General features: G+C 69.4%; 14 protein-coding genes, 1 tRNA gene and 1 pseudogene. 8 read left to right on the forward strand and 8 right to left on the reverse strand.

Features of this window, described 5'->3' with window-relative positions; genetic code table 11:
- Positions 1 to 44 precede the first annotated feature (44 nt).
- The 4 genes from CCN56_RS25105 to CCN56_RS25120 form a co-directional block, all read right to left on the reverse strand.
- A complete protein-coding gene (locus CCN56_RS25105) occupies positions 45 to 230 on the reverse strand; it encodes a hypothetical protein (RefSeq protein WP_086830218.1) in 186 nt (61 codons plus the stop codon).
- 137 nt (positions 231 to 367) lie between these two features.
- Positions 368 to 1258 carry an SDR family oxidoreductase gene (locus CCN56_RS25110; RefSeq protein WP_086830220.1) on the reverse strand — a complete coding sequence of 297 codons (891 nt, stop codon included), beginning with the start codon at positions 1256 to 1258 and terminating at the stop codon, positions 368 to 370.
- The gene (locus tag CCN56_RS25115) at positions 1255 to 2172 is read right to left on the reverse strand and encodes an alpha/beta fold hydrolase (protein WP_086830222.1); all 918 of its coding nucleotides are present in this window, start codon (positions 2170 to 2172) and stop codon (positions 1255 to 1257) included. Before CCN56_RS25115 ends, CCN56_RS25110 begins: the two co-directional genes overlap by 4 nt.
- The gene (locus CCN56_RS25120) at positions 2169 to 3716 is read right to left on the reverse strand and encodes an NAD(P)/FAD-dependent oxidoreductase (protein WP_086830224.1); all 1548 of its coding nucleotides are present in this window, start codon (positions 3714 to 3716) and stop codon (positions 2169 to 2171) included. Before CCN56_RS25120 ends, CCN56_RS25115 begins: the two co-directional genes overlap by 4 nt.
- Before the next feature lie 254 nt (positions 3717 to 3970).
- Between CCN56_RS25120 and CCN56_RS25125 the strand changes: the two genes are divergently transcribed.
- Positions 3971 to 4591, forward strand: a complete 621-nt coding sequence (locus CCN56_RS25125; protein ID WP_086830225.1) for a MerR family transcriptional regulator — start codon at positions 3971 to 3973, stop codon at positions 4589 to 4591.
- Between the two features lie 17 nt (positions 4592 to 4608).
- On the opposite strand, the pseudogene CCN56_RS44850 reads toward CCN56_RS25125, so the two are convergent.
- Positions 4609 to 4749 (reverse strand): annotated as a pseudogene (locus tag CCN56_RS44850) (exodeoxyribonuclease III); the annotation flags it as partial.
- A 35-nt stretch (positions 4750 to 4784) separates the two neighbouring features.
- On the opposite strand from CCN56_RS44850, the gene CCN56_RS25130 reads away from it, so the two are divergent.
- The 4 genes from CCN56_RS25130 (at position 4785) to CCN56_RS25145 (ending at position 8700) form a co-directional block, all read left to right on the forward strand.
- Entirely contained in the window at positions 4785 to 6323 is a 1539-nt protein-coding gene (locus CCN56_RS25130) for a recombinase family protein (protein WP_086830227.1), read from the forward strand.
- Positions 6324 to 6788: 465 nt separating this feature from the next.
- Positions 6789 to 7322, forward strand: coding sequence for an Imm21 family immunity protein (locus CCN56_RS25135; RefSeq protein ID WP_086830229.1), 534 nt, complete (start codon positions 6789 to 6791; stop codon positions 7320 to 7322).
- Between the two features lie 170 nt (positions 7323 to 7492).
- A complete protein-coding gene (locus tag CCN56_RS25140) occupies positions 7493 to 8071 on the forward strand; it encodes a recombinase family protein (RefSeq protein ID WP_107484219.1) in 579 nt (192 codons plus the stop codon).
- Between the two features lie 53 nt (positions 8072 to 8124).
- Positions 8125 to 8700, forward strand: a complete 576-nt coding sequence (locus CCN56_RS25145; RefSeq protein WP_143664618.1) for a hypothetical protein — start codon at positions 8125 to 8127, stop codon at positions 8698 to 8700.
- Between the two features lie 23 nt (positions 8701 to 8723).
- Here CCN56_RS25145 and CCN56_RS45920 read toward each other — a convergent pair whose 3' ends face one another.
- On the reverse strand, positions 8724 to 9347 hold the full coding sequence (locus CCN56_RS45920) for a DNA-binding protein (RefSeq protein ID WP_086830241.1): 624 nt from the start codon (positions 9345 to 9347) through the stop codon (positions 8724 to 8726).
- 286 nt (positions 9348 to 9633) lie between these two features.
- On the opposite strand from CCN56_RS45920, the gene CCN56_RS25155 reads away from it, so the two are divergent.
- Positions 9634 to 9828, forward strand: coding sequence for a hypothetical protein (locus CCN56_RS25155; RefSeq protein WP_086830233.1), 195 nt, complete (start codon positions 9634 to 9636; stop codon positions 9826 to 9828).
- 264 nt (positions 9829 to 10092) lie between these two features.
- Here the strand turns inward: CCN56_RS25155 and CCN56_RS25165 are convergent, their stop codons facing one another.
- Entirely contained in the window at positions 10093 to 10896 is an 804-nt protein-coding gene (locus tag CCN56_RS25165) for an exodeoxyribonuclease III (protein ID WP_086830236.1), read from the reverse strand.
- A 50-nt stretch (positions 10897 to 10946) separates the two neighbouring features.
- On the opposite strand from CCN56_RS25165, the gene CCN56_RS25170 reads away from it, so the two are divergent.
- Together CCN56_RS25170 and CCN56_RS25175 are read left to right on the forward strand one after the other, a co-directional pair.
- Positions 10947 to 11426: a GNAT family N-acetyltransferase gene (locus tag CCN56_RS25170; protein WP_086830238.1), complete on the forward strand. Its 480-nt coding sequence runs from the start codon at positions 10947 to 10949 to the stop codon at positions 11424 to 11426.
- A gap of 180 nt (positions 11427 to 11606) precedes the next feature.
- Positions 11607 to 12539: a collagenase gene (locus CCN56_RS25175; protein WP_086830243.1), complete on the forward strand. Its 933-nt coding sequence runs from the start codon at positions 11607 to 11609 to the stop codon at positions 12537 to 12539.
- 110 nt (positions 12540 to 12649) lie between these two features.
- Here the strand turns inward: CCN56_RS25175 and CCN56_RS25180 are convergent.
- Positions 12650 to 12723, reverse strand: a tRNA-Ala gene (locus CCN56_RS25180).
- Positions 12724 to 12758: the final 35 nt, after the last annotated feature.

Genomic DNA, 12758 nt, shown 5'->3' on the forward strand with positions numbered 1-12758 from the left:
GCACCCGGGGCCCCGGGTGCGCCTTCCTCAAGGACGGACCGACGTCAGGCGTCGTAGTCCATGTCGAGACGGTCCTGCTCCTCCTGCTGGGCCCGGCGGGTCTCCTCGTCGGCGCGCCCGCGGCCCTGGGAGGCACGCTGGGAAGCCTCGTCCTTCGCCTTGCCGGCGGCCTGCTTGGCCTTCTCCGTGGCCTGCTTGGCCTTGTCCTTGAACTGGTCCTGCATGCCCATGGAAGTTCACTCCTAGAAGGGGTGCGAAGGGGGTGGGGGCGATGTGCCCCTCGGGCTCGACCAGCCTTGCACGAGCGAACACTCCACGCATTTCGATCAGTTACGGACGGCTACCACGCCGGGAGCCCTCCCGACGGCTACCGCGCGGAGGAACCCTCCGCGCGCGCCTGCTCGTCCGCAGCCCCGCCCGCGCCCACCAGGCCCTTGGAGACCGAGCCCAGGCGCGGCTCGAAGCGCCGCATCTCGCGCTGCCCGACCGTGGCGATCAGGCTCGGCAGGTAGCCGCGGACCGACTGCATCCCGCGCAGCCACCACTGTGCGTACACATGGGCCGAGCGCCGCTCGATGCCCGCGACGATCCGGTCGACGGCCGGACCGAGGGGGTACGTGCGGTTCGAGGGCCACGGCAGCCGCTGCCGCAGCTCCTTCATCACGTCGTCCTGGTCCGCGCCCCGCACCATGTCCGTGTCGGTCCAGGACAGATAGCCGACGCCGACCTTCACGCCCTTGTACGCGACCTCGGCGCGCAGGCTGTGCGCGAAGGCCTCGACGCCCGACTTGGAGGCGCAGTACGCCGTCATCATCGGGGCCGGGGTGATGGCCGCGAGCGAGGCGATCTGGAGGAAGTACCCGCGCGACTCCATGAGGACCGGCAGGAACGCCCGGCCCGTCACCGCGCCGCCGATGAGGTTGACCTCGATGACCCGCCGCCAGGCGACCGGGTCGGAGTCGACGAACGGACCGCCCGCCGCGACACCGGCGTTGGCGACGACGATGTCGACCTTCCCGAACCGTTCCTTCACCTCGGCCGCGACCCGGGCCATCGCCTCGTGGTCGGTGACGTCGGCGTGCCACCAGTCGGCCTCGGTGTGCAGCCGCCCGGCGACCTCCTTCAGCTGCTCCGGCTCCAGACCGACCAGCGCGATCTTCGCGCCGCGCGCGGAGAGCTTGCGGGCGAGGAGCTCCCCGACCCCCCGGGCCCCGCCGGTGACGACCGCGACCTGTCCCTCCAGGCTCACCCTGCTCATGCCCCTGCCTCCTCGTTCTCCTTGACGCCCAGGTACGTCAGGGTCAGTTCGCGGATCTGCGCGGTGACGGCCTCCGGGGCCTCCACCGGTGTCATGTGGCCCATGCCCGCCAGTGTGACGAGGCCCGTGCAGTGCGGCAGCGCCTCCGCCATCCCACGGGAGTGGACGGGCGGGGTGAGCCGGTCGGCGGTGCCGACGAGCACGGCCACCGGCAGCCGCAGCTCCCGGAGGCCCGCTTCGAGGTCGAGCCCGGCCAGGACCTGCGACCAGCCGTGGCGGGCGCCGCGCGGGCAGGCGTGCACGATCCGGGCGCAGGCCTCGACGCGCTCCGGCGCCGACCCCGGTCCCATCGTCGCGTACCTCAGGACCTTCTTCGAGACGGCGTTGACCGGGCCGAGCGGCGCCTTCGCGCCGAGGACGGCCTTGGTCAGCCGGCTGCGGAGCCCGCCGGGTCCGAGCGGCACGACGGTGGCCTCCGCGGTCAGCCGCGAGGGGCCGGTGGAGCAGAGCAGGACGGCGGCGGCGTGCTGCCGGAAGCCTGGCCGCCGTGCGGCCGCCATGACCGTCATGCCGCCCATGGAGTGGCCGGCGATCACGGCCCGCTCGCCGGGGCCGAGGGTGGCCGCGAGCACCGCCTCCAGGTCGTCGGCGAGCGCCGTCGTGGAGTAGCCCGCACCGCCGGTCGCGGCGGGCGCCGGGGACCGGCCGTGGCCGCGCTGGTCGTAGGCGACGACCCGGTGGTCGGCGGCGAGGGCCCGTATCTGCTCGGCCCAGAAGGCGATCGAACAGGTCCAGCCGTGGGAGAGGACCACGGCGGGCGCGCCCTCGGGGCCGTACACCTCGACGTGGATCGGGGAGCCGTCGGCGGAGACGGCGGTGAGCGCGCGGGGCGCGGGAAGGCTCTGGAGCGTCACTTGGCGGTCTCCTTCTTCCGGGGGGTACGGGCGGACTTCGGGGCCTGCTCGGGCTTGGGCGCCGGCACCGGCCTGGGCGCGCGGATCACCTCGTACTCGGAGAGGTCGACCTGCCGGGTCTCGCGCCGGAACTCGGCCGTGGTGCCCGGCCACAGGGTGGTGTTGCGGCCGCTGGCGTCGAGGTACCAGCTGTTGCAGCCGCCGGCCTTCCAGACGGTCCGCTCCATCCGGGACTGGACCTTGCGGTTCCAGGCGTTCACGGCGGAGGGGCGGACGGCGAGGGCGGCGCGGCCTCCCAGGATGTCGATCTGGCGGAGGTAGTCGGCCATGTAGTTCAGCTGGGACTCGATCATGAGGATCATGGAGGAGTTCCCGAGGCCGGTGTTCGGCCCGATGATCATCATGAGGTTGGGGAAGCCGCCGGCGGTGGCCCCGCGCAGCACCTTGACCCCGTCCTTCCAGGACTCGGCGAGCGTGTGCCCCTCGGCGCCGACGACGCGGGACGCGATCGGGATGTCGGTGACGTGGAAGCCCGTGCCGAAGACGATCGCGTCGACCTCGGTCTCGGTGCCGTCGGCGGCGATCACGGTCGAGCCGCGGACCTCGCGGAGCCCGGAGGCGACGACGTCCACATTGGGCTCGGCGAGCGCCGGGTAGTACGTGTTGGAGAGCAGGATCCGCTTGCAGCCGATGCGGTACGAGGGCGTCAGCTTGGCCCGCAGCTCCGGGTCCTTGATGGAGCGCGCGATGTTGGCCTTGGCGAGCTTCTCGACCAGGCCGAGCTCGTTCGGGTGCTTGGTGAAGGCGCCGACCTGCAGCTCCCGGATGCCCCAGAGGATGCCGCGCCGCAGGGTCGCCGTGGCCGGGAGCGTGCGGTGGAGCCAGCGCTCGGCGCCGCTGATGGACCGGTCCATGCGGGGCATGACCCACGGGGGCGTGCGCTGGAAGAGGGTGAGCCTGCCGACCTCGCGCTGGATCTCCGGCACGATCTGGATGGCGGAGGCGCCGGTGCCGACCATGGCGACGCGCTTGCCGCGCAGGTCGTAGTCGTGGTCCCACTGCGCCGAGTGGAAGACCTTGCCGGGGAAGTCGGCGAGGCCCGGGATGTCGGGGATCTGCGGGTCGGAGAGCGGCCCGGCGGCGGAGACGAGGACCTCGGCGCTGAAGGTGCCGCCGCTGGTCTCGATCTCCCAGCGCAGCGCCTCCGCGTCCCACCTGGCCCGCAGCATCTCGTGGCCCAGGCGCAGGTGCGGACGGATCCCGAAGGTGTTGGTGACGTGCTCCAGGTAGGCGCGGATGTGGCGCTGTCCGGAGAAGGTCCGGGGCCAGTCCGGATTGGGCGCGAAGGAGAAGGAGTAGAGGTGGGAGGGGACGTCGCAGGCGCAGCCGGGGTAGCTGTTGTCGCGCCAGGCGCCGCCCACGGAGTCGGCCCGCTCCAGGACGACGAAGTCGGTGATCCCCTCGCGGCGCAGCCGGACGGCGGCCCCGATGCCGCCGAATCCCGACCCGATCACCGCCACCCGTACGTGCTCGTGCTTCGCCATGCCGCCTCCCGCGCGCCCGGCCGATTACGCCAGCAATCACTGGCACAGTCGGGACTGTAGAGCAGCTCCATACCGAGCGGTAGGGGTACGACGAGGGAAAGTTACCGGCGGTACAACTTAGGCTGGCGGGTGTGGCAGAAGGATCACGTCCCGAGACGGACGCACAGGACGACCCGCGCGAGCCGAGCGCCGGCGCACCCGCGCCCCACGCGGGCGGGCCGGCCGCGGGCGCATCCGCGCCCCGCGAGTACCGCATGGAAGAGCTGGCGGCCACCGCCGGCATCACCGTGCGCACCCTGCGCTTCTACCGCGAGCGCGGCCTGATCCCGCCGCCCCGCCGCGAGGGCCGCATCGCCTGGTACGACGACAACCACCTGGCCCGGCTGCGCACCATCGCCGCCCTCCTGGAGCGCGGCCACACCCTCAACGGCATCGCCGACCTCACCACCGCCTTCGAGAGCGGCCGCAACGTCCGCGAGGTCCTCGCCCTCCCCGCCCCCTCCGAGGAGGAGCCGGTCCGCCTCACCCCCGAGGAGCTCGCCGACCACTTCGCCGGCGAGGTCACCGCCGAGAACCTCGCCGCCGCCCTCGACCTCGGCTACCTCGTCACCGACGGCGAGGAGATCGTCCACATCAGCCGCCGGCTGCTCGACGTCTCCGCCGCCCTGGTCCGCGAGGGCGTCCCGCTCGCCGAGGTCCTCAAGGCAGGCGCCCGCGTCCGCGAACACGCCGACGCCCTCGCCGAGCTCTTCACCGAACTCCTGCGCGCCCACGCGAAGGACGACGACCTGTGGCGACTGCGCCCGCTGGCGAAGAGCGTGGTGGAGGCGGAGCTTTCGCTGGCCCTCGACAGGCGACTGCGCGAGACCCCCTGACGGCCCCGGGCCCCGCCCTAGAGGTCGTAGACGGCGGTCACGGGGGCGTGGTCGCTCCACCGCTCGCCATGGCTGGCGGCCCGCTCGACATGGGCCTTGACGGCCTTGGCGGCGAGTCCGGGGGTGGCGATCTGGTAGTCGATCCGCCAGCCGGTTGAAATGAAGATACAGTTTGCTCGGGGAGGGGGTTCGCATGACCAATACGAATAACGATCACCCACGCCTGCGGGCACTCATCGCGGTACGACTGAGCGTCAGAACCGACGAATCGACATCGCCCAAGCGCCAGCGGGAAGCCGGCGAGGCGGAGGCCAGACGCCTTGGAGCCGAGGTCGTCGGCTACGCGGAGGACCTGGACGTCTCCGCCACCAGGACGACTCCGTTCGAACGGCCGGAACTGGGCGACTGGCTGGCCAGGCCCGACGACTTCGACGTGATCATCTGGTGGCGGCTCGACCGCGCCGTTCGCTCCATGGGGGACATGGCCGAGCTGACACGCTGGGCAAAGCGCCACGGCAAGCGTCTGGTCTTCGCAGAGGGCCCGGGAGGTAGCTCCCTGGAGCTGGACATGACCTCGATCATGTCCGAATTGATCATCATGCTGCTGGCCTTCGCCGCACAGATGGAGAGCCAGGCCATCAAGGAGCGCGTCACGAGCGCCAATGCGGCGCTTCGGGCCATGGGGCGGTACTCCGGAGGGCTCCCTCCGTACGGATACATGCCCGTGCAGCGTCCAGCCGGCGAGGGGTGGACCCTGGCCCAGGACCCGCAGCGCGTCGAAGCCATCGAGACGATGATCCGGATGCTGCTGGACGGCAGCGCCCCGAACGCCATCGCGTTCCGCCTGAACAGTGAAGGCATCTTGACGCCTCGCGACTGGAACGACGTCCGGCAGGGGCGGACCCCGAAGGGACGCAAGTGGGTCGGCCAGACCGTCAAGCGCGTTCTTCTGTCCCCGTCACTCCTAGGCCACCAGACCTACGCGGGGTCCGTCGTCCGGGACCGCAACGGCCTGCCGGTGAGCATCACCGCCGACCCGATCCTGACACGCGACCGGTTCGAGGAGATCAAGACCGCCCTCGGTGAGCGCCCCAAGGGGGCAGCCGGGACGCGAAAGGACACGGGCGCGCTCCTGCTCGGTGTCTTGCACTGCGCCTCCTGCAAGGGCCGCATGTACCGGGTCCCCGCCCACGGCTACTCGGTCTATGTCTGCCGGGCCCGCACCAAGGGACTCCTCTGCGAGGCTCCAGCAGCAATCAAGACCGACTGGGTGGAGGAGTACGCGGAACGGGAGTTCCTGAAGGAGTGGGGAGGCTTCCCCGTACTGGAGCAGGTGACGTACCCCGGCTACGACCCCCGCCCCGAACTGGAGGAGATCACCACCGAACTCCGTGAGCTGTACGCCGTTCGCGAATCCAGGCGATCGCGTGTCGGCCTCGCCATCTGGCAGGAGCAGGTGGACGCCCTGGAGGGCCGCGCCGAGGTCCTGGAAGCGACTCCGGTACAGAAGGAACGCACGGAGCTGGTCCCCACGGGCAAGACCTACGCCGACTACTGGAGGATCGCCGACGCCCGGGAACGGCGCTTCATGCTGCTCGACACCGGAACCCGCCTGGAGTGCGCGAAGGGCCAGCGAGGGGGGCGCCCTGCGGACATGAAGCGCCGCGCGCTGGAACGACTGTCGATCGACCTGCCCGGCACGAAGTCACAGCGGCGACGCGAGACGGCTTGAGCGCCACTCGCAGCACGCCCTTCTCAGCGGCAGAGCGATGACGAGATGACGGTTCTACCTATTTTTTGATTGAACATAGAAAACTTAGAGAAAAACAGATCACCAGCTCCATCCGTCATCTCGCCATCACAGCACCGCGCCGCTGAAGGTGCGCAGCACGCGCCGCGCCCGCCTGGAAGTGGGCGGACGTGCGTCGCAACCACATCCGTTTGCGCGGGAGGGGCAGGGCGGTGGCCCCCCCTTCCACCCTTGACCAGCACGTGTGGGAGCCGGAACTCTCGCATGGTCAATTAGGTTGTTTCGGCGGGCTGTTGTCCCGAGCCATCGAAAATTGGGCTGGCATCCTGACCGGCCACGCGGCGGCCGGCTTCCGGGTATGCCACTGGGAGGCGGCAGACTGCGGGGATGGATGCTTCTCATGACGACGCTGGTCGCCACCATGCTAAGCCGGTTTGGGTCAAGTCGATGGGCGGCCCGTTGATCGTCGTACCGGAATCCTCGCTGAGCGAGTGGGGTGGGTGCACGGATCACGGTTCCGTCCTGGGTGACGCCGATGGCCGTGATGACTACGACCGCGCCTGCGAGGTAGAGGACTGGGCTGGAGTGATCACTGTGGGTGCGGGTCCTGCCAACGCACTTGTCCTGGCCGATGAACCTGCGACGACATGCTTTCTGCCAGAGAAGCGTCTGTTCGTGCGGTGGTTGGCGGCGGACCAGGAAGCCGAGTTGTTCGCGGGAGCCGAGGCCGTCTTGGCTGACCCGACCACTGCGTGGGAGGACGCCGGGCTGTGGGTCACCGATGGTCCGGCGGTATTGATGGACTCGGCGGAAGCCGGTGCCGACCTGGGGGTGGACTATCCCGACGGAGGGCGGCCGGACCAGGCCCCGGTGCGGCTTCCGACGGGCCGGTGGAGGGTGCGCGCGGTCCATTCAACAGGCGATTTCCCGTGGGTGGGTCTAGTGCAGCTTGTCGCTGACGGAGGTCCGTTCCCTCGGTAGCGCACCCCGCCTGCTGCGCTGAGTGACGGTCGGCAGGGTGTCCAACAAACGATGGTTTGCGAGACGGTCGCGAGGTGCCGCCCCCAAGCCTCGATCCGTGCCTCAAAACCCGTCTCAGAACATCCCGCAATCCCTTGATGTTCTGAGACGAGTTCCGAGACGATGGGTACGTGACGACGAACACGGGACACTTGATCGGATACGCGCGCGTCTCCACCGACGACCAGGAAGCGCAGTTGCAGCACGAAGCGCTGACCGAGGCGGGCTGCGCCCGGATCTTCACGGACAAGGCAAGCGGCAAGAACACGGACCGCCCGGAGCTCACGGCCGCTCTGGACTACGCCCGCCCCGGGGACACCCTCTGCGTGTGGAAGCTGGACCGATTCGCCCGCTCGCTGATCGACCTCGTCACCCTGGTGGACTCGCTCGCCGCCCGTGGCATCGGATTCAGGGTGCTGACGGGGGCACTGGCGAGCATTGACCCGAACACACCGGATGGGCGGCTCATGCTTCAGGTGGTGGGCGCCATGGCGGAGTTCGAGCGCAGCTTGATCAAGGACCGCACCCGGGCCGGTCTGGAGGCTGCCAAGGCTCAGGGACGTACGGGTGGACGCCCGGCCGTCATGGACGCTGACAAGCTCGCCGCAGCCAAGGCCCGTAAGGCGAACGGTGAAAGCGTCACCGCCATCGCCAAGGCTCTTGGAGTGTCCCGCGCAACCCTCTACCGGGCCTTGAGGGCCAGCGAGTAGCCGCTGGCGCTCGGTGGTAGCCGTCATGCCACTGCGCCGGAATGATTGCCGTCATGATGACCCACGGCTACAACGGGAGCCAAGTCCTCTTTCGGCAGGCGAAGGCGCGCGCCCTTGCTGCGCAGAGATTCGCGAGAGAGGCGGCTGAGGAAGAGTCGGCCGGCCGCACCGGCATGGAGCGCAGGCAGCGCGAAAGGGACGCCGTGATTGCCACGGTGATCCTTGCGCAGGGGGCCGCCGAAGGCTACGTCAACTGGGTCTACCTCCAGGCCGGCATCCCTCCGAGCGGCACGTGGATAGACCGCTGGCGAGGTCTCCGTAACGCCGCAGCGCGGCTTGGCCGAGACGACAGGATCGGTCTCCCCAAAGAGCACAAAGACTTTTTCAACGAGCTGGACGCCTGGCGCAACTTCCTGCTTCACGGTGACGAAAAGGCACGCGAATCTCTCCATAAGGCGTTGGCGTCTCAGGTCCTTGCCGGTCAGGCCGTCGAGGTTGAGCTTCTTGACGGGGTCTATGCGCTCAACGTGATGGATCGTGTCGATGCGGCGTGCCGATGGGCTGAAGCGCGTACCGGAATCTCTGCCCCGGCTGTGCGCGGGGCGTGGGTCGCAACCGACGAATGCTGATCTGGGATCAGATCTCGTGGGCTTCAGCGCGCCACGTGACCTGCGGCCCCGCCCTCAGTATGAGGTCCGGGACCACTGACGCCGGCTCGCCCCCACAGTTCCTCGCTGTGCTCCGCGAAGCGGTCGAACATGCCCCCACCGCCGTGACGGCGCAGGTGCAGCAGTGGTGAGTCATGGCCCACGAACCGAGCGAGATGCGGCGTCACCAGCGCGTCGTCATCGAAGCGGAACACGGACAGGCTTACGTGGTTGATGGCATCCAGAGGAGTGGAGATGCGCGTCTCCACGCCTTCCAGCGGGCCAAGGCGGTCCAGGTGCTCCAGTGTGATCCTGATGCGCGTGGAGACGGACAGGGCGACGTCCTCGATCATCTCCCGCTGGCGGGTCACCTCTCCGTCCGGATCTCCCACGAGGAACCGCACCCGGCACCCGGCCTCAGCCTTGCGCCGGATCGTGTCCGCGAAGTGGGGCACCTGGGTCCAGAAGAAGTAGTTCGTGTAGCCGGCGAGGAAGAGTTCAGTGCGCGCCGACTCGACAAGTTCCGTCCAGACCGTTGATGGGCACGCGGACCGATACGGGTAGCTGTGGACCAACTCACGGTCGGTGCCGGTCTTCACGCGTTCCTGTACAACCTTCGGCCACAACATCTCTTCGTCCACTCCCAGCGCCCGGCAGGCGTCCGCTCGGTTCCTTGCGTGTGGTGTCAGATCAGCATTGCTCAGCCATCGTTCCACCTGCTTCGCGGATACCCCCACCCGGTACGCTAACTGCCGCGTGGACAGGCCCGCGGCTTCCATGGCGGACTGAAGAGCGGTGTTCAAGTCAACCCCCTCGCCGTGGCCTTTTGGGCTTTCTTCGACCCTAGCGCCGAACGTCTCAACTGTCCGCTGTGCGGGGGCAGATACGTCCGCAAGGGTGGGCCACGCTCCCGCCATGACCGAACCGACGCGATACAGCACCCCGCCGATCGAGCTGCCGTTGCACCTGGACCGGGACCCGGACCCTGTCGACGGGTGCGCGGGATGCATCGAGCTGGCCAACGTGCGCTCTCGCGCCCGTGCCGGGGGTGACATGACCACGGTGTCCGACTGCAACGTGTTCATGCGGCGGCACCCCGAGGGGCACTGATGGTCACCGCAGCGGCCATCGGGCGACGCGTGGAGGACGGCGCAGGGCGGGTCGGCATCCTGCGCGACGCGATTTCGGACTATGAGGACCCCGCCGGCCTGCCGAGCGAGCGCCGGAAGCGCCCTACGGCGTTCCTGTGGCCCGAGGGCGGGGGCCGTGAGTGGCTGGGTCGCCCGACTCGGTAAAGCGCGCATAGTGCCCCCATGCGGCCCCGTCCGGCGACGGCGAGCAACACAGCCGGGCGGGGCTCTCCGCTGAGGCTCCCTACAGGTCGAAGACTGCCGTCACGGGCGCGTGATCGCTCCACCGCTCCGCGTGGCTCGCCGCCCGCTCCACGTACGCCTTCACGCAGCGCTCGGCCAAGCGAGGCGAACTGACGATCAGGTCGATCCGCCAGCCGCTGTCGTTGTCGAAGGCGCGCCCGCGGTAGGACCACCAGGAGTAGGGCCCTTCCTGTTCGGGGTGGAGCGCCCGCACGACGTCGACGTAGCCGCCGTCGCCCTCGTCGAGGACCCGGCTCAGCCACTCCCGCTCCTCGGGCAGGAAGCCGGCGTTCTTCTTGTTGGCCTTCCAGTTCTTGAGGTCGGCCTCGCGGTGGGCGATGTTCCAGTCGCCGCAGACGACGACCTCGCGCCCCTCGGCGGCGGCGCGGGTCCTGAGCTCCTTGAGGTACGGCAGGAACTCGCTCATGAACCGGTACTTCTCGTCCTGGCGCTCGGTGCCGACCTCGCCGGAGGGCAGGTAGAGGCTGGCGACGGTCACGCCGGGCAGGTCGGCCTCGACGTACCGGCCGCTGGAGTCGAACTCGGCGGACCCGAAGCCGATCCGTACGGCGTCGGGCTCGCGCCGCGTGTAGAGGGAGACGCCGGCGCGCCCCTTGGCGGCGGCGGGGGCGTGGACGGTGAACCAGCCCTCGGGGCTGCGCACCTCCTCGGGCAGCTGCGCCTCCTCGGCGCGGACCTCCTGGAGGCAGACGGCATCGGCGGAGGTGCCGGCCAGCCACTCGACGAAGCCCTTCTTGGCGGCGGCGCGGAGACCATTGACATTCGCGGTCGTGACAGTGAGCATCCCGGGAGAATACCGACACCTCCCCATCGCATACATGTACGATCCACCGTATGAACATCCAGCCCACGCCCTATGACCACCCCGACGCCGTCAAACTCGAAGACGCCGTCCAGGCGGAGTACGCCGTCCGCTACGGCGACGAGGGCGACGCCACACCGCTGGACGCCGGGATGTTCGTCCCGCCCCACGGCCTCTACCTCCTCGCGTACGACCCCGAGGGCCGGCCGGTCGCCACGGGCGGCTGGCGCACCCAGGACGAGAACGACGAGGGCTACGCGGACGGCGACGCCGAACTCAAGCGCATGTACGTGATCCCCGAGGCCCGTGGCCTGGGCCTGGCCCGCCGCATCCTCGCGGCCCTCGAATCCGACGCCCGCGCCGCCGGCCGCACCCGCATGGTCCTGGAGACGGGCACCGCCCAGCCGGAGGCGATAGCCCTCTACACCTCCAGCGGCTACGAGCCCTGCGCCAAGTTCGGCCACTACCGCGACTACCCCAACAGCCGCTGCTTCGCGAAGCCTCTGGACTGAAGCCTCCGAACCGGAGCCTCCGGCAGCGTCCGGAACACCCGAGATCCCGCCCGATCACGCGATCGGGCGGGATTTCTGCGTTCGCAGGGCTGTTCAAGCCATGTGACATGTGCCATTTTACTGCGCAGCCCGTCAAAGACGGGATCCCAACTCCCCCACCAGGAGTGCGTCTTGCGCATCATGGCCCTCGCCACCGCCCTGCTCACCGCCGCCCTCGCGGCCGCTCCCGCCCAGGCCTCCCAGGCCGAGCCCAAGCCGGACCACGCCTTCGCGGACCCGGCCCAGCGCCCGGCCCACGGCACCGCCAAGGGCAACCCCGGTGCGACCGGCACCACCGGCGGCAGGCTCGAATCGCGCATCCTGCCGATCGTCCACGACTGCAGCCCCTCGCTCCGGATCCGGGCCCAGGAGATGACCGCCGCCCAACTGACGGCGACCTGCGCGAGCCTGGCCAACCAGGACGCCTACTTCCACAGCGTGGTGAACGACTCGGGGCCGGTCGCGGACGACTACAACACCACCCTGGAGGTCGACGTCTTCAACTCCAGCGCCGACTACAAGACCTACGCGGGCAGGATCTACGGCATCGACACCAACAACGGCGGCATGTACCTGGAGGGAGACCCCGCCAAGGCCGGCAACCAGCCGCGCTTCATCTGCTACGAACGCACCGACGTGAGCCCCGGCTGGCAGATCTGGAACCTCAACCACGAGTACACCCACTACCTCGACGGACGCTTCGACCTGTACGGCGACTTCGACGCGAGCCAGACCACCCCCACCGTGTGGTGGGGCGAGGGCATAGCGGAGTACGTCTCCTACTCCTACCGCGGCATCACCTACACCAACGCGATGGCCGAGGCCGGCAAGCACACGTACTCCCTGCGCACGCTGTTCGACACCACCTACGCCAACAGCGACGTCAGCCGCACCTACAACTGGGGCTACCTCGCCGCCCGCTACATGGTCGAGAGGCACCCGGCCGACGTGGCCACCGTGCTCGGCCACTACCGCACCGGAGACTGGGCCGCCGCGCGTTCCTTCCTCACCTCGCTGGACTACGAGAGCGACTGGAACGCCTGGCTGACGGCCGTGGCGACGGCAGGCGCCTGACAGGCCGCGAAGGACTCCTGAGCGAGGAATCCCGCGAGGACCCCCGCGAGGAGTCCTGAACGACGAAGATCCCGCCCGGTCTTCCGACCGGACGGGATCTTCGTTGTCTGTGGACCTGTGGGGATTTGAACCCCAGACCCCCTCGATGCGAACGAGGTGCGCTACCAGACTGCGCCACAGGCCCTTGCGACGTGTGAAACATTAGCATCCCGATCGGGA

Source organism: Streptomyces sp. NRRL B-24572, assembly GCF_002156145.1.
Lineage (GTDB): Bacteria > Actinomycetota > Actinomycetes > Streptomycetales > Streptomycetaceae > Streptomyces > Streptomyces vietnamensis.

Bases quoted from the DNA above. Each gene is read 5' to 3' on its own strand.
- CCN56_RS25105 (WP_086830218.1), bottom strand. From the start codon at position 230: ATGGGCATGCAGGACCAGTTCAAGGACAAGGCCAAGCAGGCCACGGAG.
- CCN56_RS25110 (WP_086830220.1), bottom strand. From the start codon at position 1,258: ATGAGCAGGGTGAGCCTGGAGGGACAGGTCGCGGTCGTCACCGGCGGG.
- CCN56_RS25120 (WP_086830224.1), bottom strand. From the start codon at position 3,716: ATGGCGAAGCACGAGCACGTACGGGTGGCGGTGATCGGGTCGGGATTC.
- CCN56_RS25125 (WP_086830225.1), top strand. From the start codon at position 3,971: ATGGAAGAGCTGGCGGCCACCGCCGGCATCACCGTGCGCACCCTGCGC.
- CCN56_RS25130 (WP_086830227.1), top strand. From the start codon at position 4,785: ATGACCAATACGAATAACGATCACCCACGCCTGCGGGCACTCATCGCG.
- CCN56_RS25135 (WP_086830229.1), top strand. From the start codon at position 6,789: ATGGGCGGCCCGTTGATCGTCGTACCGGAATCCTCGCTGAGCGAGTGG.
- CCN56_RS25145 (WP_143664618.1), top strand. From the start codon at position 8,125: ATGATGACCCACGGCTACAACGGGAGCCAAGTCCTCTTTCGGCAGGCG.
- CCN56_RS45920 (WP_086830241.1), bottom strand. From the start codon at position 9,347: ATGTTGTGGCCGAAGGTTGTACAGGAACGCGTGAAGACCGGCACCGAC.
- CCN56_RS25155 (WP_086830233.1), top strand. From the start codon at position 9,634: ATGACCGAACCGACGCGATACAGCACCCCGCCGATCGAGCTGCCGTTG.
- CCN56_RS25165 (WP_086830236.1), bottom strand. From the start codon at position 10,896: ATGCTCACTGTCACGACCGCGAATGTCAATGGTCTCCGCGCCGCCGCC.
- CCN56_RS25170 (WP_086830238.1), top strand. From the start codon at position 10,947: ATGAACATCCAGCCCACGCCCTATGACCACCCCGACGCCGTCAAACTC.
- CCN56_RS25175 (WP_086830243.1), top strand. From the start codon at position 11,607: ATGGCCCTCGCCACCGCCCTGCTCACCGCCGCCCTCGCGGCCGCTCCC.